Below are 20,880 nucleotides of genomic sequence, written 5' to 3'. Positions count from 1 at the left end.
AAGACGGCTCCTAATGAATTGGAGTCGTCTTTTTTGAAAATTTCGTATGAAATGAGAGATGACATTGTTTACAACCTATCATGAAGCCATTGAATGGATTCATAGCAGACTCGCTTTCGGTGTCAAACCGGGACTTGAACGAATGAAATGGCTGATGGACAGACTAGACCATCCTGAACAAAAAATAAAAGCGGTGCATGTAGCTGGAACAAATGGAAAAGGATCAACGATTGCATTTACTCGATCCATTTTACAGTCAGCGGGCTATTCAGTTGGAACCTTCACCTCGCCATTTATTTTAACGTTCAATGAACGAATTAGTGTTAATGGGGAGCCGATTTTGGACGAAGAGTGGCTGAGTTTGGTGAACGAAATCAAGCCTTTAGTTGATGAATTAGATGACACTGAGCTTGGTGCAGCAACAGAGTTTGAGATTATTACAGCATGTGCGTTTGCTTATTTTGCCTATGTGCACCAAGTAGACTTTGTCCTCTTGGAAACAGGACTTGGCGGAAGACTTGATTCTACAAATGTGGCAGCACCCATCTTAACAGCAATTACGTCGATTGGTCACGATCATATGGCCATTTTAGGCGACACACTTGATCAGATTGCAGCAGAAAAAGCTGGCATTATTAAAGCTGGGATTCCGATGATCACGGCCGTTCATCAAGCGGAAGCTCTTACTGTGATTCAACACAAAGCCGAAGAAAAGAATGCGCCGTTTATCTCTTTACATGATACTTGTACCTTTAAGGACCAGCAGCCGACTGAAACAGGTGAACGCTTCACATTCACTACCCCAAAAAGGGAGTACTCGCAGCTAGAGACAGGGTTAATCGGAACGCATCAAATGCAGAACGCCTCCCTTGCCGTTCTACTGATCGAATGGCTGGAGCAAGAAGGATATATCCATGTGCTAAATGAGCAAGTGTATGAAGGAATTCGGCAGGCGGTGTGGGCTGGAAGATTTGAAAAGATCCAAGATCAGCCTCTTGTTTATTTAGATGGTGCTCATAACGAAGAAGGAATGGACCGTTTAATTGAAACTGTACAAGCTCATTTTTCTAGTAAACAGGTTCATGTATGTTTTAGTGCGTTAAAAGATAAACCTTACAAACAAATGATCGAAAAGCTTGAAAGGATTAGTTCATCGATTCATTTTGTTTCCTTTGACTTTCCAAGAGCTGAGTCAGCTGAAAAGCTTTATGCTTGCAGTCATTTAGAAGCAAAATCGTTTGATGAAGACCCTCGTGCAGTGCTTGACTTCATTCAGAAGAAAAGAGATGACCCTTCAGCAATGATTCTGGTGACAGGTTCCCTTTATTTTATCTCAGATGTACGAAGTCGTATTTTACAGTAAGGAAAAGACGCAAATTGCTTCTATGCAATGTGCGTCTTTTTTCTTTTGATATGTAGAAGAGGGGGGAAATCACTTTTTCGCAAGGTGATCAAAGGTGAATCGCTATGGTACAATCCGGTCTATTCTATTTCCGGAAGGAGTCACTCAATTTGATTGATTTTTTTATGTTTTTCACAGGCATGGTCATGGGGTCATTTTTTCATCTAGTTGGTGAGAGGCTTCCAATGAAGCGGTCTATTCTTTTTCCTCGTTCACATTGCGGAGCTTGTAAAGAGCCGCTTTCTTTTCACGACATGCTCCCGCTTTTTTCTTATATTGTATTGAAAGGGTCATGTAAGCATTGTAGAACCCGGCTCTCTTTGCTTTATCCAATGGTTGAGCTGTTGACAGGCGGCCTTTTTTTACTCGTTTATAGACATGCTGGTTTCTCTTTTGAGGGCCTTTTTCTTGTGAGTCTATGTAGTTTATTCGTGATTGCTGTCGTGAGCGATCTTTTTTATATGAGAGTACCCAACGAGCTCTTTCTCTTCTTTTTTCCTCTTTTCGTCATATACCGCACGCTAGAACCGCTTTTTATTTGGTGGGAAGGAGCGGCATCTCTTCTTATTTGTCTTCTTTTGTTTTATAGTTTAGAACATTTCAAGCCAAATAGTATGGGGGGAGCGGATGTCAAACTATTTGGTGTGTTTGCATTTTGCTTCGGATTTAAGCCGTTTCTGATCATTCTTTTTCTTTCGTCTGTCACGGGAATGGTTTACGCAAAGGTGTTTTCTTACAAGGCAAATGAACCCTTTCCTTTTGTTCCTGCCATCGCTTGTTCTTTCTGGTTTTATCTTTTTTGTGGTGATCTGTTAAACCCAATTGGTGATTTTTTTGGATGAGAAAATTGGCGAACACTTTTTGAACCTGCCGACAAAAGTCTTGTTCTTTTTTTTATTGGCTATGTTAAAGTGTGAAACAGAAAGAAGGACGGGTTACATTCGCGCTATTTCATTGGACAGAAAGGTCTTTCTTACAAACAATGTCAGAAAGCGGGGAATGACAGTGAAAAAAAGGCAGGCAAAAAAACAAGGGTTAAAGGTCAATATTAATGGCAAGGAAGAAATGCTGCATGGAGAAGAGCATCAGCCTCAAAAACAGCAAGAGGATCAAGTGACGTTTTCGAACTGGGAGGAAAAGAGGCAGTCGGAACAGGAGACAGCCGCATCCGGGGAAGAACCGTCTAAACCGAAAGAAGAAGATTTTCAATGGGACGATGCGGCTGATCACATTTACCATTCGGATCCAAAGGTCGTCACACCTTATCAAAAGAAAAAAGGTTCTTTTGAACAGAAGTTCAGTAAAAACCGCGGTCCCTTCAAACGAGTGATGACAACGATTGTGTTTGCAGTCGTTCTAGGGACAGGCCTCGGTGTATTTGCATTAAGTTTAAGTAAAGATGGATCTGCCAATCCATCAGGAGGCGATCATATCAGCGTCTCAGCATCTGGAAGCGGGCCGTCGGCGAAAGCTGGGGGAGATGCACCACCGGCTGATCTTGCAGATACGTCAAAGGACAATGAAGGTGAAAAAAGTGCAGCAGGTCATTTTTCAACCTTTGTGGTGCAGGCTGGAAAGTTTTCTTCTGAAAAAGGAGCAGATGACTTAGTTGACAGTTTAAAAGAGGCAGGATATGCAGGTAAAAAGGTATCAATGGATGATGGATATTATGTTATTGCCGGACTTGCCACAGAACAAGGTATGACAAGTGCCGTTGGGAAAAAATTGATCGATCAGCACTTTGAAGCATGGGGAGGAAAAGAGCTCTCATTTCAAGTGCCGGATGAGCTGACAGGTTTAATAGAGAAGGCATCTGTCCTATCCTCTAAGGTGATTGCAGGAGAAGATGTGGATCAAAAAGAAGTCACTCAGTTGATTTCTGAGCTTGAAAATGCCAAAACAACCGACGCACCAGCTAAAAGCAGTTTGCTGAAAGCTGTACAGCTTTTAAATGACCCATCTGCTGAAAATGGCTGGAAATCTCAGCAAGCGCTATTGGATCAACTAAATACGTAAAATCATGTTTTTAACAGCCAAACTAGTCAAAAAATGACTAGTTTTTTTCTTTTGCTTCCAACATAATGATGTAGGAACATGAAAATGGCATTTTCGTTAATTGTCGGTAAGATGTTCATTTGATAGGATGAATGGGTATCTTACTTCTTAGGCTAAACCCTGAAAGGATGAACAAACATGAACCAGTTAATACTCGCATCTCAATCACCTAGAAGAAAAGAATTGCTTGATTTAGCAGGGTTTTCTTATGACATTCAAGCAAGTGATTTAAAAGAAGAAATAAATCGAAACCTTTCTCCTGCTGAGAACGTCCAATGGTTGGCAGAACAAAAAGCAAATGATATTCAAAAAATACATCCCAAAGCTGTGATCATTGGTGCAGATACAATTGTTGCAATTGATGGCAAATGTCTTGGAAAGCCAAAAGACAAGGAAGATGCAGCCTCAATGCTTCAATTATTGTCAGGTAAGACACATCAAGTCTTGACTGGTGTCACGATTCAATCAGAGAATAGAAAAGAAACATTTTATGAACAGACAGACGTGACATTTTGGCCGCTTACACAAGATGAAATAGACCGCTATATTGAAACCGGTGAGCCTCTTGATAAAGCTGGAAGCTACGGCATTCAAGGAAAAGGTGCCCTGTTTGTACAAAAAATAGACGGTGATTATTTTTCCGTTGTAGGACTCCCTATTGCTAAAACAGTCAGAGTGCTTGAAACATTTGGTATCACCCCTTTTTGATGACGGGAAGGAATCAAAAAAGGAGTGTAGATCTTGAATCATTTCCCTATGCTGCTGAAGCATTTTCCTCATGATGAAAAGCCGCGCGAACGATTTGTCAAATATGGCCCAAGCAGCTTATCAAACCATGAACTTGTCGCGATTCTTTTGAGAACAGGCACAAAAAAGGAATCAGTTCTTCAAGTGTCCGCAAGACTTTTGCAAACATTTGGTGGTCTTCGTTCTGTGAAGGAAGCTTCGATTGAAGAACTGTCAAAGATTCGAGGAGTTGGAAAAGCGAAGGCGATCTCTCTTTTAGCTGCTTTAGAACTCGGCACTAGATTACACCATCAAACGACGGACAATCGTTATGTGATCCGCACGCCGGAAGATGGTGCGAATTTTGTGATGGAAGATATGAGATTTTTGACGCAGGAGAATTTCGTTTGTCTTTATCTCAATACCAAAAATCAAGTTCTTCATAAACATACTGTGTTTATCGGAAGTCTAAATTCGTCGATTGTTCACCCGCGTGAAATTTTTAAAGAGGCCTTTAAACGTTCGGCCGCTTCATTTATATGTGTGCACAACCATCCATCTGGAGATCCGACGCCCAGCAGGGAAGATATTGAAGTCACACAGCGACTTTTTGAATGTGGGAAGCTGATTGGAATACAGCTGCTTGATCATCTAGTGATCGGTGATCAAAAATTTGTGAGTTTGAAGGAAAAAGGGTATTTGTAACACTTTTTTTTTCAATGTTTTACGATATAATAGAGTTTATGAGTTTTTCCCTAAAGGGAATTTTGGTTTAAGAAAGGAAGATACATACATATGTTTGGAATTGGTACAAAAGACCTTGGAATAGATCTTGGAACAGCGAATACGCTTGTTTTTATTAAAGGAAAAGGCATTGTTGTGAGAGAACCTTCGGTCGTAGCTTTGGAAACTGATACGAAGTCTATAGTGGCGGTTGGAAATGATGCTAGAAACATGATCGGTCGTACACCTGGTAATGTTGTGGCACTGCGCCCAATGAAAGACGGAGTCATTGCAGACTACGAGACGACAGCAACAATGATGAAATATTACATTAATCAAGCATTAAAAGGTAAAGGGCTTTTTGCTCGTAAACCGTACGTGATGGTGTGTGTACCATCTGGTATTACAGCAGTAGAAGAGCGTGCTGTCATTGATGCAACAAGACAAGCTGGTGCTCGTGACGCATACCCTATTGAAGAGCCATTTGCTGCGGCAATCGGTGCTAACCTTCCTGTATGGGAGCCAACTGGAAGCATGGTTGTAGATATTGGCGGAGGTACAACAGAAGTAGCCATTATTTCACTTGGCGGTATTGTGACATCTCAATCGATTCGTGTTGCAGGAGACGAGATGGATGATGCGATCAGCAGCTACATTCGTAAAACGTATAATCTTATGATTGGTGATCGCACCTCAGAAGCGATTAAAATGGAAATCGGTTCTGCGCAGCCTGACGTACATGATGAGATGGACATTCGCGGCCGTGACCTTTTAACAGGTCTGCCAAAAACGATCTCTATTACGGCAGAAGAAATTGCAAAAGCGCTTCGCGATACGGTGGAAACAATTGTCGATGCGGTCAAAATGACACTTGAAAAAACGCCACCTGAGCTGGCAGCAGATATTATGGACCGTGGAATCGTTTTAACAGGCGGTGGTGCATTGCTACGTAATCTTGACAAAGTCATTAGTGATGAAACAAAAATGCCGGTCATTATTGCTGAAGATCCGCTTGACTGTGTGGCGATCGGAACAGGGAAAGCACTAGAACATATTCACTTGTTCAAAGGAAAATCTAAAGATAATCGATAATTGGGCGTAAATAAAGAGGTGTAAGACATGCCGCAGTTTTTTATGAATAAAAGATTAATGTTGCTCCTTGTCTGTGTCATCGTACTGGTGGCCATGATTGGTTTTTCAGTGAAAAGCGGCAGAGGTGCTTCATGGCCGGAAAAATTAGTGGGGGATACGACAGGCTTTTTTCAAGGTGTCTTTCATAAACCATCACAATTTATTGCCGGTATTTATGGGAACGTACAAGATTTAAAGAACACATATGATGAAAACGAGCGTCTTCGAAAAAAACTTGATGGACAAACCCAATATGAGGCGAAACTTCAAGAACTAGAAGATGAGAACAAAAAGCTTCGCAAGCAGCTCGGATATGTGAACTCTATTCGTGACTACACGCCCATTCTTTCAACAGTCATTGCGAGAAACCCGTCCCTTTGGGATAGTTTTGTCATGATTGATAAAGGGAAAAAACAAGGCGTTGAAAAAGATATGGCGGTCACCAATGAGAGTGGTGCGTTAATTGGGAAAATTGAAAGTGATAAGCTCAACAATTTTACGTCGACTGTAAGGTTGCTAAGCTCTACAGATCAAAATAATAGAATTTCAACGAAAATTTTTGCGAAAAAGGGCAAAGAAGAACTCAATGGAATTATTAACGGTTATGACAGCAAGAAAAAAATGCTGACAATGAACATTTTAAAATCCGATGCTGATGGGGATGTCAAAAAAGGAGATCTTGTTGAAACATCTGGAGCAGGGGGCGTATTCCCGCAGGGCTTGACGATTGGAAAGGTAAGCGAAATTGAGCCGGACCATTATGGACTGACAAAAATTATTTATGTAGAACCAGCTGCTGAACTCAATAATTTAGACCGCGTGATTGTTGTGAATCGCAGCACAAGTACGGCAGATGCATCTCAATTAACGAAGGAGGAAGGCTCGTGAAACGTGTCCTTCTTGCTTTCGTCATGTTGTTTATTTTCGTATTTGACAGTATTTTTGTCGATTTAGTGAAGCTCCCATTTGTTTCAGATAATCAAATTTTAGCACCTCATTTCATCTTACTCGCACTTGTATTTATGACAGCTTTTGTGAATCAAAAATATGGTGTGATTTATGGATTTATCTTTGGACTTTTATATGATATTTCGTATACAGGTATTCTTGGTGTTCATATGTTTGGCTTTGGTGCGCTCTGCTATTTGTTAGCAAAAGCCTTCAAAGTTCTCCAAACGAATATGTTAGTCGTTGTCTTTCTATCGATGATTGCTGTTGCAGTGATGGAGTTTTATGTGTACGGCGTTCAAGCGACGATTCAACCAGGTATTATGCCTTTTAATACGTATGTCATCGAACGCTTTATTCCAACGATTCTTTTAAATACTGCTGCGTCTCTCATACTTGTTGTGCCGCTTAGGCTCTTTTTCATCAATGTGAAACAAGGACTGATCGACGAATAAAAGCAGGAGTTTGTCCAATTACGGCGAAATGAGTATGTTGTTGAGGTGAGCATCTTGAAAACTCAAAAACAGCAGTATGTGACAATAAAAGGTACAAAAAACGGATTAACATTACAGTTAAATGATGACTGTTCGTTTGAAGACCTTCTTTCTGGCTTGCGAGAGGTTCTTTTACTTGAGCAATATACAGATGGAAGAGAAGGACATAAAGTCAATGTGCATATTAAACTTGGTTTTCGATATTTAACAGAGGATCAAGAGGCGCGTTTAACTGAAGCGGTGTCTGAAAATGAACATCTCGTCATTCACTCTATTGAAAGTGACGTCATGTCAACTGAAGAGGCGAGACGTTTAAAAGCAGAGGCTGAGATTACTTCTGTAGCAAAAATTGTACGCTCTGGACAGGTGCTTTATGTCGAAGGGGATCTTTTATTAATAGGAGATGTCAACCCTGGCGGAACCATTCGTGCAGGGGGGAATATTTTTGTGCTCGGTGCATTAAAAGGTGTAGCGCATGCTGGATGTAATGGAAACAAACAAGCTGTGATTGCGGCATCTCATATGATTCCAACCCAGCTTCGTATCGCACAGGTGTTTAACCGTGCACCGGATCAAAAAGAAGATGGAAATGAAATGGAATGTGCTTATTTAGATATAGATGGCAATATGATCATTGAACGCCTGCAGCAATTGGCTCATATAAGACCTAATCTGACAAGGCTTGAGGGAGGAATGTGAAATTGGGCGAGGCTATTGTGATTACCTCAGGAAAAGGCGGCGTTGGCAAAACAACAACATCTGCAAACTTAGGCACAGCACTAGCAATTCAAGGAAAAAAAGTGTGTCTAGTTGATACCGACATCGGCCTTCGGAATTTAGATGTCGTGATGGGGCTTGAAAACCGCATTATTTATGATCTAGTCGATGTAGTAGAAGGAAGATGCAAGATTCACCAAGCGCTTGTGAAGGATAAGCGGTTCGAGGATCTGTTGTATCTTTTACCTGCTGCTCAAACAAGCGATAAAACGGCGGTAGAGCCGGAGCAGATTAAAGAATTAATTCAATCATTGAAACAAGACTTTGATTATGTTGTCATTGATTGCCCTGCTGGAATTGAGCAAGGCTTTAAAAATGCTGTATCAGGTGCTGACAAAGCGATTGTGGTCACGACACCTGAAATCTCAGCTGTGAGAGATGCAGACCGAATTATCGGCTTGCTGGAACAAGAGGATATTGAACCGCCTCGTTTGATTGTGAACCGCATTCGTACACACATGGCGAAAAATGGCGATTCGATGGATGTGGATGAAGTTGTCCATCATTTATCAATTGATCTTCTCGGCATTGTAGCCGATGATGATGATGTCATTAAGGCTTCAAACAATGGTGAACCGATTGTCATGGATGCTAAAAATAAAGTTTCCATTGCGTATCGCAATATTGCTCGCCGCGTACTAGGTGAATCTGTTCCTCTTCAATCCTTTGAAGAAGAAAACAAAGGGATGTTTGCAAAGCTGAAAGCATTTTTCGGTGTAAGAGCATAATGATTCACGTGAGATGAGACCGATTCGATGAGAATCGGTCTTTTTGTTGCATATCATAGGAGGTCGCCACATAAAATGTACAAACTGTTTGTATGTAAAGGGTGATCTTATGAAAAGAGTGGACGAGTATCGAAAGAAAATAGCGCAGCGCCGCAAAATGAAGCAGCCAGCTGCTGCCCCTAAGAAGGCAGCTTTCAAGAAGAAAGATGATATTCCACCATGGGTCATGTTAACAGAAGAAGAAAAGCATTCTGGCTCGGCTTCCTACGAGTCAACTTCTCATCAGCCGAAAAAATTTCGCCATCCGTTATTTCATTCAAATACATTTGTGCTTAAATGTTTACTTTCTGCCTCTCTAGTACTGATTGCCGCTATTTCATTTAAAGGACAGGCGGGGCCTTTTCAGCAGCTGAAGCCGATGATCAGTCAAACCTTTGAACAAGATTTTCAATTTGCCGCCGCCAACCGGTGGTTTGAGAAGACTGTCGGAAACCCACTTGCCTTTTTAACCGATAAAAAAGAAGGACAAAAGGACGTACAAGCCAATCAAGAGCTGGCTGTCCCTGCCTCTGGAAAAGTGCAGGAATCCTTTACGCAAAATGGTGCCGGAGTGAAAGTTGAAACATCTGCTGAAGCCATCGATAGTATGAAAGAAGGCTATGTCGTAGAAGTGAAAAAGAAAAGTGATACGGGGCTCACAGTCGTGGTGCAGCATGCAGATAACAGCTACAGCTGGTACGGGCAACTAAAAGAAGCTGATGTGGCTTTATACGATTTTGTCGATAAAGGGGAAAAAATTGGTCAAATTGCGCTTGATAAACAAGGCAAGGGGACATATTACTTCGCCATTAAGCAAAATGAACAGTTTATTGATCCCATTCAGGTGATGACCTTTGAATAGATGGCTGCTCATGCTGACAAAGGTCCATGTTCACCCGCTCCTTTGGATAGTCATGGCATTTGCCATGCTATCAGGTCAAATTAAGCCGCTGCTTTGTCTGCTCATCATCGTCTGTGTCCATGAGCTTGGACATGCAGCGGCTGCTTGTTATTATCACTGGCGGATTCGGCGGATTTTTTTACTGCCATTTGGCGGGGCGGTAGAAGTAGAAGAGCATGGGAACCGTCCGCTAAAAGAAGAGCTGGCGGTCATTTTATGCGGACCGCTTCAGCATGTCCCGCTCCAGCTCGTCGCCTGGCTTCTCATGGAAGCCTCACTTATCTCATATGACGTCTTTACGATGTTTACTTTTTATAATGTAGCGATTTTTTTAGTGAACCTTTTGCCCATTTGGCCACTTGATGGCGGGAAATTATTCTTTTTGCTCTTATCTGTTTTTTACCCTTTCCAACAGGCACATGCCCTTGCAATAAAAGGCTCTCTCATTTTCTTCGGTCTTTTGACAGCAGGGTTACTCTGTTTTGCTCCGCTGCAATTCAACGGCTGGATTCTGCTCACTTTTTTAGCCTACTCGCTTGTGATGGAGCACCGGCAGCGGCATTATATCAGGGTACGTTTTTTACTAGAACGTTATTACGGTAAAAAAGAGCAAAAGGTAGAGAAACTCATTCCGCTGAGAGCCGGTGCTGAGGAGAAAATATATGAAGTGATGGCGCGATTCCAAAGGGGCTGTAAGCATCCCATTATTATCGAACGGAATGGTGTGAAAATGAGCCAGCTCGATGAAAATGAATTGCTCCATGCTTATTTTTCAGATCGAAGAACCACCTCTTCCATGGAAGATCTTCTTTTGCCGTACTAATGGTGAAAATACATTGACATTCAGCGTCTAATTTGATATATTTTTTAATGTTATGGATATGTAGCACCCGTGCTACAACCGCGCGGAGCAGGTGTAAAGTGCCTATTGGCCCCCTGTATTCGGCGAGTCTGAGTTTATTAGGAGGTGCAGAGATGTACGCAATTATCGAAACTGGTGGTAAACAAGTAAAAGTTGAAGAAGGTCAAACTGTTTATGTTGAAAAACTAGCTGCTGAAGCAGGTGAAACAGTTACTTTCGAAAACGTATTGTTTGTCGGCGGAGACACTGTCAAAGTGGGTAACCCTTCAGTTGCTGGAGCAACAGTAACGGCTAAAGTTGAAAAACAAGGTCGCGGTAAGAAAATTACTGTGTTCAAGTACAAACCGAAGAAAAACAACCACAAAAAACAAGGTCATCGTCAACCTTACACTAAAGTTGTTATCGAAAAAATCAACGCTTAAGGCGTGTGAGTGATATGATCAAAGCAACCATTACTCGGTCGCCAGCAGATGAAAGCATTACGTCTTTTCAGATGACTGGACATGCCGAGTTTGCTGAAAAAGGTCAGGATCTCGTTTGTGCAGGTGTATCTGCTGTTGTTTTCGGGTCAGTCAATTCAATTATTGCACTGACAGGAATGGACCCACTGCTTGATATTGGAGATGAAGGCGGGTATTTCTCTTTTGAACTGCCAGCTGATACAGATCCAGTCACCTTTGAAAAAGCCCAGTTGCTTTTAGAAGGCATGGTCGTTTCCTTAGAAACAATTGAACGAGATTATCACGATTATGTGAGAATATCTACAAAAAAATAGGAGGTGAACTTCATGCTTAGATTAGATCTTCAATTTTTCGCATCTAAAAAAGGGGTAGGTTCTACAAAGAACGGACGTGACTCTGAGTCTAAACGTTTAGGCGCTAAACGTGCTGATGGTCAATTCGTAACTGGTGGTTCTATCCTTTATCGTCAACGTGGAACGAAAATCTATCCAGGTGAAAACGTTGGACGCGGAGGCGACGACACTCTTTTCGCTAAAATCGACGGAACAGTTAAATTCGAACGTTTCGGTCGTGACCGTAAAAAAGTGAGCGTATATCCTGCGGCACAATAATTGCTAAAAACTCCGGTCATTGACTGGAGTTTTTTTCACTATTCAGGGAGCTTTTGCGCTTTTTACAAGTAGTACCGAAGATGATAAAAGAAGATGCACTCCATAAATATCAAAGAATGTTTGCTGACTTTGCCTCATTTTCTCCTATACGATCAGAAAAAACAACCTTTCCTCACATAACTAGTGTTTTTCTATGCTGTCTTCTCTGTTATAATTCAGGGAGACATATTGATGATAAGACTCCTAAAAGAGAGACCAAACGATTGGGAGTGCGATAATGGAAGAGATACCAAGTAAACAAAACGAAAAATTAACTCACGTTGCATTAACGAATGAATTGATCCATCTACTTAGTCGTTCAAGACACGACTGGATGAATAAATTGCAGTTAATCAAAGGCAACTTGACATTAGAAAAATATGACCGAGTGTTCGAAATAATAGAAGAAATGGTCATTGAAGCACAGCATGAATCCAAACTCTCAAATTTAAAAATTCCCCAATTGGCCTATTACTTTCTAACCTTTAATTGGGAGTCGCATTTTATCACCCTAGAATATGAAGTGCTTGGTGAAACCCGAGACTTATCAGCATATGAATCGCAGCTGCTAACGGTATCACGGGAGTTGTTTTCAATATTCGATCAATCAGTTTGCCAAAAAACTGAAAATCATTTAACGGTCACTTTCCAAACGGATCATGAAGAGAATGATGTGATCTTATATTTTGATTTCAAAGGAAAATTAACAAGTTTGGATGCGTTAAATGCGTTTCATGACGCAAACTATCCATGTATGAGTATAACGCAATTTCATGTGACGAATCACGAGTCCATGATTGAGCTTTGTTTGAGGCAAGAACGAGATATGTGATGCAGAGAAACGGAGGAAGTTATGTTTGTAGATCAGGTTAAAGTGTATGTTAAAGGCGGTGACGGCGGAAACGGTATGGTGGCGTTCCGTCGTGAAAAATATGTGCCAAAAGGCGGGCCAGCAGGCGGCGACGGCGGAAATGGTGCAGATGTAGTATTTGAAGTAGACGAAGGGCTTAGAACGTTAATGGACTTTCGTTATAAGCGTCATTTCAAGGCGGACCGCGGTGAGCATGGTATGAGTAAAAACCAGCATGGCCGAAATGCGGAAGAAATGATTGTTAAAGTTCCGCCGGGTACAGTTGTGACAGATGCTGAGACGGAACAAGTACTAGCTGACTTGACAGAGCATGGACAGCGGGCTGTGATTGCCAAAGGTGGACGTGGTGGACGTGGAAATTCACGCTTCGCAACACCAGCAAACCCTGCACCACAGCTTTCTGAAAACGGTGAGCCAGGTAAAGAACGTGACGTCATCTTAGAATTAAAAGTACTTGCAGATGTTGGACTTGTTGGTTTCCCAAGTGTCGGGAAGTCAACACTGCTTTCGATTGTCTCTTCTGCGAAACCAAAAATTGCGGATTATCATTTTACAACGCTTGTGCCAAACCTTGGAGTTGTTGAAACAGACGATAACCGAAGCTTTGTCATGGCGGATCTGCCAGGACTGATCGAAGGAGCGCACGAAGGTGTTGGCTTAGGTCATCAATTTTTACGCCACATTGAACGTACACGTGTCATTGTCCATGTCATTGATATGTCTGGACTTGAAGGGCGTGACCCATACGAAGATTACGTGACGATCAATGAAGAGCTTGAGCAATACAATATGAGATTGACAGAGCGTCCGCAAATCATTGTAGCGAACAAAATGGACATGCCGGATGCAGCTGACAATCTAGCGGCATTTAAAGAAAAATTAACAGATGACTATAAAGTGTTCCCAATTAGTGCGATCACAAGAGAAGGGCTTCGTGAGCTCTTATTTGAAATCGCCAATCAGCTTGAAACAACACCGGAATTCCCGCTCTACAATGAAGAAGAGCTCTCTGATAACCGTGTGATGTACAAGTTTGATGAAGGAGAAGCAGCATTTGAGATCTCAAGAGATCCTGATGGTACGTTTGTCTTAACTGGTAAAGCACTTGAGCGACTGTTTAAGATGACAGATTTCTCAAGAGATGAGTCAGTGAAACGATTCTCTAGACAGCTGCGCGGAATGGGCGTTGATGATGCCCTGCGTGAACGTGGTGCTAAAGATGGAGACATCATTCGTCTGCTTGAATTTGAATTTGAATTTATCGATTGATCAAAAGGAGGGTCCAGTTCATGGGCTCTCCCGTTTTTAAAAGGGGAGAAAACAGGTGAAAGAAGAAACGTTCTATTTAGTAAGAGAGGATGTACTTCCGGATGCGATGCGAAAAACGCTTGAAGTCAAAAAGCTTCTCGATCGCAAAAAAGCGGATTCAGTTGCCGATGCTGTTCAAAAAGCGGATTTAAGCCGCAGTGCTTTTTATAAATATCGAGATGCTGTTTTTCCATTTTATACGATGGTCAAAGAGCAGATCATCACATTGTTTTTCCACCTGGAGGATCGGTCTGGGGCTCTGTCTAGGCTGCTGCAAATTGTGGCTGACTCTGGCTGTAATGTGTTATCCATTCACCAAACGATTCCACTGCAAGGAAGAGCGAATGTTACCCTGTCGATCAGTACGGCCGGCATGGCAGATGATATCAATACAGTCATGAATCAATTAAGAAAACTTGAATTTGTCGAAAAAGTTGAAATTCTAGGTTCTGGGGCGTAAAAGGAGAGATCATAGCAGATGAAGCAATTAACGGTAGGTTACTTTGGACCAGAGGCCACATTTACTCATTTGGCTGTCTGTTCTTGTTTTCCAAAAGAAGCAGAGCAACGGGCTTATGCAACCATTCCGCAATGTATGGATGCCGTGTCAAAGGGAGAAGTAGATTTGGCGGTCGTTCCACTTGAAAATGCACTCGAAGGATCTGTGAACTTAACGATTGATTATTTAATTCATGAGGACGCTTTGTCCATTGTGGGCGAAATGACAGCACCGATTCGTCAGCACCTGCTTGTCCATCCATCGAGAGCGGAGAGCTGGGAGACATTAGATGTGATTCAGTCACATCCGCACGCCATTGCGCAGTGTCATCAATTTTTGAAGAGGCAGTTCCCTGATATTCCGCATCGGCCAGTGGAATCAACAGGCTATGCAGCAAAATACATCAGTGAGCATCCAGATGAAGCTGTTGGTGCGATTGCGAATGAAATCGCCGCAAAAACGTACGGATTGACGATTGCGAAAAAAGACATTCATGATTATCCGCACAATCATACACGTTTTGTTATTTTACATAAAGAGGCGAAGGCATCGTTCCCAATGAATTCTGGTTTTTCTTCAAAGCCAAAAACGACCATTGTTGTCAGCCTGCCAAAGGATGATCAGTCAGGTGCATTGCACCGCGTGTTATCAGCTTTTTCATGGCGGAATCTCAATTTGTCCAAAATTGAATCGCGTCCGACAAAAACAGGTCTTGGACACTATTTATTTATCATTGATATCGAAAAAGAGATGGATGATGTACTTGTCCCTGGCGCCATTCAAGAATTAGAAGCGATTGGCTGTGAAGTGAAACTACTCGGCAGCTATCAAACATATGAATTAACGAATGGAAAATAGTGTCCTGCAGGGGACACTATTTTTTTAGTCTTTAATGAGAAATCCAGCGTCATCAAGCGCTTGAATGGCTTGGTCAAGCTGCTTTTGGCTGTAGGAAGTAAGGGTATGTAAGTGTACGCCGTCTGTCAGCTCTGATAAGTAGGAGGCGCCTGTATTAGAAATATGATGAACGAAGTCAGCCACTTGTTTGCGCGTACTCACTCGAATAGAGGCCGTTAGCTCCCCGTAGACAGGGTGCTCAATCATCACGTCTTTCACCGTTACACCGTAGTCTACAATCAGTGTGAGCTCCTCTTCTGTACGATGAGGATCGTGCTTGCAAGCGATAATTTGTTCAATTTCAGTTTCCGGTGTATGCTGCGCCATATACACATAGCCTTGGCTTGTGGCAATAATGGGTTCGTTTTTTGCTTTGAGTAATGAAATATCTTGTACAATGACTTGTCGTGAGACAGCGGCTTTTTTGGCTAAAAAACTTCCAGTGAGTGGTGTATCTGTCTCTTTCAGCCACTTTAAAATGGCGTTTCTTCTTTCTTCGCCAATGAGTTTTCTCTCTTGTTCCACGTTTTATGCTCCTTTCTTCTCCTTTTGCAAGCGCTCAAATGTATGCAAAAGCTGATCGATGTCATCCTTTGATGATCCTCGTCCAAATGATAGTCGAATGAATTGAAAGGCATCACGATCTGATACATGTAATGCCTTTACAGCAGGGGAAGGGTGATGATAACCAGAAGCGCATGCACTTCCAGTAGATATACAAATTCCCTGCCGGTTACAAGCTAACATTACATATTGTCCTTCAAACCCTTCAAAAAAACAACCAATAATATGAGGCAGCGTGCGGCGCTGGTCATTTTCTTGCAGCATGCGGACAGGCAGCTGCCTTTTTTTTAGCTGCTGAAGAAAATAATCACGAAGCTGAATATCCAGCTGCTGCTGATGCTCTATTTTCAGCATGATTTGCTCGCTCGCGGCCACAAAAGCACCAATGCAAGGTACGTTCACTGTCCCTGGGCGTAGACCATTTTCCTGTACAGTATGTTGATATATAGGCTTCCAAGGGACATGTGCTCCCATATAGACAGCACCGGCGCCCTTAGGTGCATACACTTTATGACTCGAAATGGAGAGGGCATCAACCCCAAGTTCTTTAATCGACACATGCATTTTTCCGAATGTCTGCACTGCATCTGTATGAAAAAGAATATCTCTTTCTTTTAAGAGCGTTGCTAATTCAGCTAATGGTTGAATAATCCCAGTTTCTGAGTTGGCATGCTGGATGGATACTAGTCCGGTTTCAGGAAATAGAGCCTGTTTGAGAATCTCTTTTGTGATAATTCCTTCTTGATTCGGTTCTATGACCGTCACCTTCACACCGAGACGCTCCAAGGCATTGACCGCATGATGAACGGAAGGGTGCTCTACTGATGTGGTAATGACATGCTGTTTATGTGGAGGCAGCCCATTTATGATCGATTGAATCGCAAGGATATTGGATTCAGTTCCGCCACTTGTAAAGTAAATGCCATCAGGTTCGCCCTCTAGAATCGCTGCAAGTGATTGTCTGCTGTAAGACAAGATTTCATTTGCTCTTCCTCCTGCATCATGCAGGCTGCTCGCATTTCCGTAACATTCTTTGCTCAACTGCTGAAATACATGCAGTGATTCCTCAGAAACAGGTGTAGAAGCTGCATAATCTAAATAAATCAAATCCATCCATCTCCTGTGTGAAAATTTTTTCTTGTATTTATTGTAGTGTTGTGTAATGATATGTGTCAAGACAGGTGTAAATGACAGGAGGGGCAATTGTGTCATCTATCAAAAAAGTCATTGTGGTGGGGTCGGGCATTGCGGCTCTTTCCTTTGTGAATACGATCTCAGAGAACTGCCAAGTCATCATGATGACAAAAAAACAATTTTCCTCTAGTAATTCCATGCTTGCACAAGGGGGAATCGCTGCAGCCTTTTCCGCACATGATTCTGTCGATCAGCATGTGCAAGACACTTTAGCTGCGGGGTGTGGTCACAATGATGACAAAACTGTACAGGAGATCGTCCGTCATGGAAAAGATCTTGTAAAGAAGCTCGTAGAAGAGGGCTGCCCATTTGATCGAGATGAAACGGGAATCCCGCAGTTAGGTAAAGAGGGAGCCCATACGACCCATCGTATTCTGCATGCAGGGGGAGATCAAACGGGAAAAACCCTCGTGCAGTTTTTGAAAGGGAAGCTCGGCTCACACATTCATGTATACGAAAATCATCATGTCATGGATCTGTTAGTTCATGATGGGGTATGTACCGGTGTTGTGTGGAAAGACGAAAAAGGTCATGTACATACAATGACCGCAGATGCAGTTGTATTATCCACTGGCGGCTGTGGATCCTTATATGAGACAAACACAAATGATCCGTCTGTGACAGGAGATGGTCTGATGATGGCCTATCGCGCAGGGGCGCAGCTAGTAGATCTCGAATTTGTGCAATTCCATCCGACCCTTTTGACCACTTCAGGTAAAGCGATCGGGCTCGTATCAGAGGCAGTCAGGGGAGAGGGCGCCTATTTAGAAGATGAATCAGGCAGGCGGATCATGAAAGGAATCCACCCGCAGAGCGATTTAGCGCCTAGAGATGTGGTGGCAAGGACCATTTTCCATGAGCAGCAACTCGGTCATTCCATTTATCTGAACATCCGTGATATTCCGCATTTTTCTGCACGTTTTCCTGCGATTGCTTCGATGTGTCAGCGTGCGGGAGTTGATATGGCAAGCGGAAGGCTGCCAGTTTCACCCGGTATGCACTTTTTAATGGGTGGAATTAAGGTGAATGAACATGGAGAAACAACAGTTCCATCACTTTTCGCCATTGGTGAAGCAGCTTGTACAGGTTTACACGGCGCCAATCGACTGGCAAGTAATTCGCTCTTAGAAGGTCTCGTTTTAGGAAACAACGCAGCACGGTATATTGAGCGGTTGCAAACCTGGCAAGATAAAAACCTTGCTCTTTCCATTCAAGAAGTATGGTCTGTCCCAACGGTGTCACTGGCTCAGCTCAGAAAATGGATGACGGCATATGCCGCAATTGTGAGAGATGAGAAAGGCTTACAGACTTTGCTCGATCATTTAGAACAAGTCTCTTTTCAGCAAATCAATGTGAAGAATATCACAAATGAACAGATCGAAATAACTAATCAATGGGCTTTAGCCATATGCCTTGTCAAATCTGCATTACTCCGAACAGAAAGCAGGGGCGGTCATTATCGCACAGATTATCCTAATCGGCATGATGCTTCGTGGCGAGCAAAACAGATTGTACATGAACAGGGCCATATTTATATCGTAAAAAATGAAAGGATTGGTGCCAAATGGAACGTTTACAGTTAAAGCAAATGCTCACTCATTTTTTAAAAGAAGATATTGGGTTTGGAGATGTATCCGCTGATGCCATCTTTGGAGACAAGAAAGGAACAGCTTACATCATGGCGAAACAATCAGGCGTATTGGCCGGGACGCAAGTCATTGATATGGGATACAAACTGCTGAATGAACAAGTTCAAACTGAGCTGTTTTTCCAAGAAGGTGATTGGATTCATGAAGGGGCTGTACTGGCACAAATAACAGGCCCCGTCAACGACTTGCTGAAAGGGGAGCGGGTGGTGTTGAATATCCTGCAAAGAATGACAGGGATTGCTACACTAACGCATGAAGTAGTAGAGCGATTAGCTGATCCATCTATTACGATTTGTGATACGAGAAAGACGACACCCGGTTTGCGCATGCTGGAGAAGTACGCAGTAAAAGTCGGAGGCGGAAAGAATCATCGTTTCGGCTTATCCGATGGGGTGATGATTAAAGATAATCATATTGCGGCTTGTGGTTCTATCAGGGAAGCTGTGGAGAAAGCAAGAGCATACGCCGGTCATATGGTGAAAATTGAAGTGGAAATTGAATCAGAAGCACAGCTGATGGAAGCCATTGATGCCAAAGCAGATGTCATCATGTTTGACAACTGCTCTCCAGACGAAGTGAAGCGCTTTAAACAAATGACCCCTGAAACCATATTGACAGAGGCATCAGGCGGTATCACGTTGGAGAATGTGGCTAACTACCGGGGGACAGGTGTAGACCTTATTTCACTTGGATTCCTCACACATTCTGCTCCATCATTCGATTTTAGTATGAATATGGAATTCAGCCATAAAGGGGGAACGACTCATGTCCATGCTTGATGTGTTAGCAGCGCAGCATACAGCCATGATGCCAGATGAATATAAACAGCGCTCTTATGATGAAATGAAAGAGAGAGTATTAGAGATTAAACGCGCCTTTGGATCAAAGCTTTTTATACCGGGTCATCATTATCAAAAAGATGAAGTCATCCAATTTGCTGATGTGACAGGTGATTCATTGCAGCTTGCACAAATTGCTGCTGACAATCACGAAGCAGAATACATTGTATTTTGCGGGGTTCATTTTATGGCAGAAACGGCCGATATGCTATCAAAAAAGAATCAGCACGTCTTTTTGCCAGATATGAGAGCTGGCTGTTCAATGGCAGATATGGCGAATATGAAACAAACAGACAGGGCGTGGGATAAGCTCACTGAGCTGTTTGGAGATACGATCCTTCCGCTGACTTATGTAAACTCAACGGCTGATATTAAAGCATTTGTCGGCAAACATGGCGGATCGACTGTCACATCTTCAAACGCTAAAAAAGTATTGGAGTGGGCGCTGACCCAAAAAGAGCGGATTCTTTTTCTTCCTGATCAGCATTTAGGGCGTAACACGGCCTATGATTTAGGGATTCCGCTAGAGGAAATGGCTGTCTGGGATCAAATAGAAGAAAAGCTCATCACCGACCAACCGCTTCATCGAATCAAAATGATTTTATGGAAAGGTCATTGCTCTGTTCATGAGAAATTTACCATTGAGAATATTGAACAAACGAGAAAACGAGACCGTGACATACAGATTCTTGTTCATCCAGAGTGTACGCATGAAGTCGTAAAGGCATCTGATCTAGCTGGTTCAACGAAATTTATTATTGATACGATCAAGCAGGCACCAGCAGGAAGCAAGTGGGCCATTGGAACAGAAATGAATTTAGTGAAACGCATCATTGACCAGCACCCTGACAAACAAATCGAATCCCTTAATCCAGATATGTGTCCATGTTTGACAATGAACCGTATTGATCTGCCTCATCTACTATGGTCACTTGAAAGCATTGAAAAAGGGGAGCCGGTCGGTTTGATTCAAGTGAATGAAGAGACGACAAAAGAGGCATTGCTCGCTTTAAATAAGATGCTCACCATTAAATAATGAAGTGTCCCCTCCTATCAGAAAACAAGTTTTTATCATATCGGCTTGTAAATAGGCATAAATTTATGTTGAAACATATTGTACTTCTGACATAACCGCTACGTTCACGTTTTGCATAGGAGGGGA

At 42.5% G+C, this 20,880-nt stretch carries 24 protein-coding genes and 1 other annotated feature; of the genes, 22 read left to right on the top strand and 2 right to left on the bottom strand.

Features of this window, described 5'->3' with window-relative positions:
- Positions 1–58: 58 nt before the first annotated feature.
- The 19 genes from NSQ70_RS12500 (at position 59) to pheA (ending at position 15,433) form a co-directional block, all read left to right on the top strand.
- Positions 59–1,363 carry a folylpolyglutamate synthase/dihydrofolate synthase family protein gene (locus NSQ70_RS12500; protein WP_285851006.1) on the top strand — a complete coding sequence of 435 codons (1,305 nt, stop codon included), beginning with the start codon at positions 59–61 and terminating at the stop codon, positions 1,361–1,363.
- A 149-nt stretch (positions 1,364–1,512) separates the two neighbouring features.
- Positions 1,513–2,244 carry an A24 family peptidase gene (locus NSQ70_RS12495; protein ID WP_024718403.1) on the top strand — a complete coding sequence of 244 codons (732 nt, stop codon included), beginning with the start codon at positions 1,513–1,515 and terminating at the stop codon, positions 2,242–2,244.
- Complete coding sequence (locus NSQ70_RS12490) at positions 2,225–3,418, top strand: SPOR domain-containing protein (RefSeq protein WP_341017061.1); 1,194 nt, start codon at positions 2,225–2,227, stop codon at positions 3,416–3,418. The genes NSQ70_RS12495 and NSQ70_RS12490 overlap by 20 nt, the downstream gene beginning before the upstream one ends.
- A 177-nt stretch (positions 3,419–3,595) precedes the next feature.
- On the top strand, positions 3,596–4,165 hold the full coding sequence (locus tag NSQ70_RS12485; RefSeq protein ID WP_007501543.1) for a Maf family protein: 570 nt from the start codon (positions 3,596–3,598) through the stop codon (positions 4,163–4,165).
- Positions 4,166–4,213: 48 nt separating this feature from the next.
- On the top strand, positions 4,214–4,888 hold the full coding sequence (gene radC, locus NSQ70_RS12480; RefSeq protein WP_026050121.1) for a DNA repair protein RadC: 675 nt from the start codon (positions 4,214–4,216) through the stop codon (positions 4,886–4,888).
- A 90-nt stretch (positions 4,889–4,978) separates the two neighbouring features.
- On the top strand, positions 4,979–5,998 hold the full coding sequence (locus NSQ70_RS12475) for a rod shape-determining protein (protein ID WP_007501538.1): 1,020 nt from the start codon (positions 4,979–4,981) through the stop codon (positions 5,996–5,998).
- Positions 5,999–6,025: 27 nt separating this feature from the next.
- Positions 6,026–6,925: a rod shape-determining protein MreC gene (gene mreC / locus NSQ70_RS12470; RefSeq protein WP_007501536.1), complete on the top strand. Its 900-nt coding sequence runs from the start codon at positions 6,026–6,028 to the stop codon at positions 6,923–6,925.
- Positions 6,922–7,440, top strand: coding sequence for a rod shape-determining protein MreD (mreD, locus tag NSQ70_RS12465; RefSeq protein ID WP_008342803.1), 519 nt, complete (start codon positions 6,922–6,924; stop codon positions 7,438–7,440). The genes mreC and mreD overlap by 4 nt, the downstream gene beginning before the upstream one ends.
- A 54-nt stretch (positions 7,441–7,494) precedes the next feature.
- A complete protein-coding gene (gene minC, locus NSQ70_RS12460; RefSeq protein WP_007501533.1) occupies positions 7,495–8,178 on the top strand; it encodes a septum site-determining protein MinC in 684 nt (227 codons plus the stop codon).
- 2 nt (positions 8,179–8,180) lie between these two features.
- Positions 8,181–8,984, top strand: a complete 804-nt coding sequence (minD, locus tag NSQ70_RS12455) for a septum site-determining protein MinD (protein ID WP_017358134.1) — start codon at positions 8,181–8,183, stop codon at positions 8,982–8,984.
- Positions 8,985–9,093: 109 nt separating this feature from the next.
- Positions 9,094–9,885, top strand: a complete 792-nt coding sequence (locus NSQ70_RS12450; RefSeq protein WP_024718399.1) for a M23 family metallopeptidase — start codon at positions 9,094–9,096, stop codon at positions 9,883–9,885.
- Positions 9,878–10,747, top strand: coding sequence for a M50 family metallopeptidase (locus tag NSQ70_RS12445; protein ID WP_041506793.1), 870 nt, complete (start codon positions 9,878–9,880; stop codon positions 10,745–10,747). The genes NSQ70_RS12450 and NSQ70_RS12445 overlap by 8 nt, the downstream gene beginning before the upstream one ends.
- A gap of 66 nt (positions 10,748–10,813) precedes the next feature.
- Positions 10,814–10,887, top strand: a sequence feature (ribosomal protein L21 leader region).
- A 12-nt stretch (positions 10,888–10,899) separates the two neighbouring features.
- The gene (gene rplU / locus NSQ70_RS12440) at positions 10,900–11,208 is read left to right on the top strand and encodes a 50S ribosomal protein L21 (protein ID WP_003216781.1); all 309 of its coding nucleotides are present in this window, start codon (positions 10,900–10,902) and stop codon (positions 11,206–11,208) included.
- Positions 11,209–11,222: 14 nt separating this feature from the next.
- Positions 11,223–11,561 (top strand): ribosomal-processing cysteine protease Prp, encoded by a 339-nt coding sequence (locus tag NSQ70_RS12435; protein ID WP_007501524.1) that lies wholly within the window; start codon positions 11,223–11,225, stop codon positions 11,559–11,561.
- A 12-nt stretch (positions 11,562–11,573) separates the two neighbouring features.
- Entirely contained in the window at positions 11,574–11,858 is a 285-nt protein-coding gene (rpmA, locus tag NSQ70_RS12430; RefSeq protein ID WP_003216586.1) for a 50S ribosomal protein L27, read from the top strand.
- Between the two features lie 277 nt (positions 11,859–12,135).
- Positions 12,136–12,729, top strand: a complete 594-nt coding sequence (locus tag NSQ70_RS12425; protein ID WP_007501522.1) for a sporulation initiation phosphotransferase B — start codon at positions 12,136–12,138, stop codon at positions 12,727–12,729.
- 21 nt (positions 12,730–12,750) lie between these two features.
- Positions 12,751–14,037, top strand: a complete 1,287-nt coding sequence (gene obgE, locus NSQ70_RS12420; RefSeq protein WP_007501521.1) for a GTPase ObgE — start codon at positions 12,751–12,753, stop codon at positions 14,035–14,037.
- Positions 14,038–14,092: 55 nt separating this feature from the next.
- The gene (locus NSQ70_RS12415) at positions 14,093–14,536 is read left to right on the top strand and encodes an ACT domain-containing protein (RefSeq protein ID WP_008342790.1); all 444 of its coding nucleotides are present in this window, start codon (positions 14,093–14,095) and stop codon (positions 14,534–14,536) included.
- Between the two features lie 18 nt (positions 14,537–14,554).
- On the top strand, positions 14,555–15,433 hold the full coding sequence (pheA, locus tag NSQ70_RS12410) for a prephenate dehydratase (RefSeq protein ID WP_274660645.1): 879 nt from the start codon (positions 14,555–14,557) through the stop codon (positions 15,431–15,433).
- Between the two features lie 24 nt (positions 15,434–15,457).
- Here the strand turns inward: pheA and NSQ70_RS12405 are convergent, their stop codons facing one another.
- Positions 15,458–15,997, bottom strand: coding sequence for a transcription repressor NadR (locus NSQ70_RS12405; protein WP_024718395.1), 540 nt, complete (start codon positions 15,995–15,997; stop codon positions 15,458–15,460).
- 3 nt (positions 15,998–16,000) lie between these two features.
- Positions 16,001–17,149, bottom strand: a complete 1,149-nt coding sequence (locus tag NSQ70_RS12400) for an IscS subfamily cysteine desulfurase (protein ID WP_342502187.1) — start codon at positions 17,147–17,149, stop codon at positions 16,001–16,003.
- A gap of 92 nt (positions 17,150–17,241) precedes the next feature.
- Here NSQ70_RS12400 and nadB point away from each other — a divergent pair, with 92 nt between their 5' ends.
- The 3 genes from nadB to nadA are packed head-to-tail and all read left to right on the top strand — an operon-like array spanning position 17,242 to position 20,754.
- Positions 17,242–18,813 (top strand): L-aspartate oxidase, encoded by a 1,572-nt coding sequence (gene nadB, locus NSQ70_RS12395; RefSeq protein ID WP_342502186.1) that lies wholly within the window; start codon positions 17,242–17,244, stop codon positions 18,811–18,813.
- Complete coding sequence (nadC, locus tag NSQ70_RS12390) at positions 18,795–19,658, top strand: carboxylating nicotinate-nucleotide diphosphorylase (protein ID WP_039167041.1); 864 nt, start codon at positions 18,795–18,797, stop codon at positions 19,656–19,658. The genes nadB and nadC overlap by 19 nt, the downstream gene beginning before the upstream one ends.
- Entirely contained in the window at positions 19,645–20,754 is a 1,110-nt protein-coding gene (gene nadA / locus NSQ70_RS12385; protein ID WP_047947110.1) for a quinolinate synthase NadA, read from the top strand. Before nadC ends, nadA begins: the two co-directional genes overlap by 14 nt.
- Positions 20,755–20,880: the final 126 nt, after the last annotated feature.

It is taken from the genome of Bacillus sp. FSL R5-0397 (assembly GCF_038593395.1).
In the GTDB taxonomy this organism is placed as follows: Bacteria; Bacillota; Bacilli; order Bacillales; family Bacillaceae; genus Bacillus; species Bacillus altitudinis.
Note: the sequence above shows the minus strand (reverse complement) of the source record. Positions and strands in the feature narration are given on the sequence as shown.

Excerpts from the sequence above, each read along its gene's own strand:
- NSQ70_RS12500 (WP_285851006.1), top strand. The coding sequence starts at position 59 with ATGACATTGTTTACAACCTATCATGAAGCCATTGAATGGATTCATAGC.
- NSQ70_RS12485 (WP_007501543.1), top strand. The coding sequence starts at position 3,596 with ATGAACCAGTTAATACTCGCATCTCAATCACCTAGAAGAAAAGAATTG.
- radC (WP_026050121.1), top strand. The coding sequence starts at position 4,214 with ATGCTGCTGAAGCATTTTCCTCATGATGAAAAGCCGCGCGAACGATTT.
- NSQ70_RS12475 (WP_007501538.1), top strand. The coding sequence starts at position 4,979 with ATGTTTGGAATTGGTACAAAAGACCTTGGAATAGATCTTGGAACAGCG.
- mreC (WP_007501536.1), top strand. The coding sequence starts at position 6,026 with ATGCCGCAGTTTTTTATGAATAAAAGATTAATGTTGCTCCTTGTCTGT.
- NSQ70_RS12450 (WP_024718399.1), top strand. The coding sequence starts at position 9,094 with ATGAAAAGAGTGGACGAGTATCGAAAGAAAATAGCGCAGCGCCGCAAA.
- rplU (WP_003216781.1), top strand. The coding sequence starts at position 10,900 with ATGTACGCAATTATCGAAACTGGTGGTAAACAAGTAAAAGTTGAAGAA.
- NSQ70_RS12435 (WP_007501524.1), top strand. The coding sequence starts at position 11,223 with ATGATCAAAGCAACCATTACTCGGTCGCCAGCAGATGAAAGCATTACG.
- rpmA (WP_003216586.1), top strand. The coding sequence starts at position 11,574 with ATGCTTAGATTAGATCTTCAATTTTTCGCATCTAAAAAAGGGGTAGGT.
- NSQ70_RS12425 (WP_007501522.1), top strand. The coding sequence starts at position 12,136 with ATGGAAGAGATACCAAGTAAACAAAACGAAAAATTAACTCACGTTGCA.
- obgE (WP_007501521.1), top strand. The coding sequence starts at position 12,751 with ATGTTTGTAGATCAGGTTAAAGTGTATGTTAAAGGCGGTGACGGCGGA.
- pheA (WP_274660645.1), top strand. The coding sequence starts at position 14,555 with ATGAAGCAATTAACGGTAGGTTACTTTGGACCAGAGGCCACATTTACT.
- NSQ70_RS12400 (WP_342502187.1), bottom strand. The coding sequence starts at position 17,149 with ATGGATTTGATTTATTTAGATTATGCAGCTTCTACACCTGTTTCTGAG.
- nadC (WP_039167041.1), top strand. The coding sequence starts at position 18,795 with ATGGAACGTTTACAGTTAAAGCAAATGCTCACTCATTTTTTAAAAGAA.
- nadA (WP_047947110.1), top strand. The coding sequence starts at position 19,645 with ATGTCCATGCTTGATGTGTTAGCAGCGCAGCATACAGCCATGATGCCA.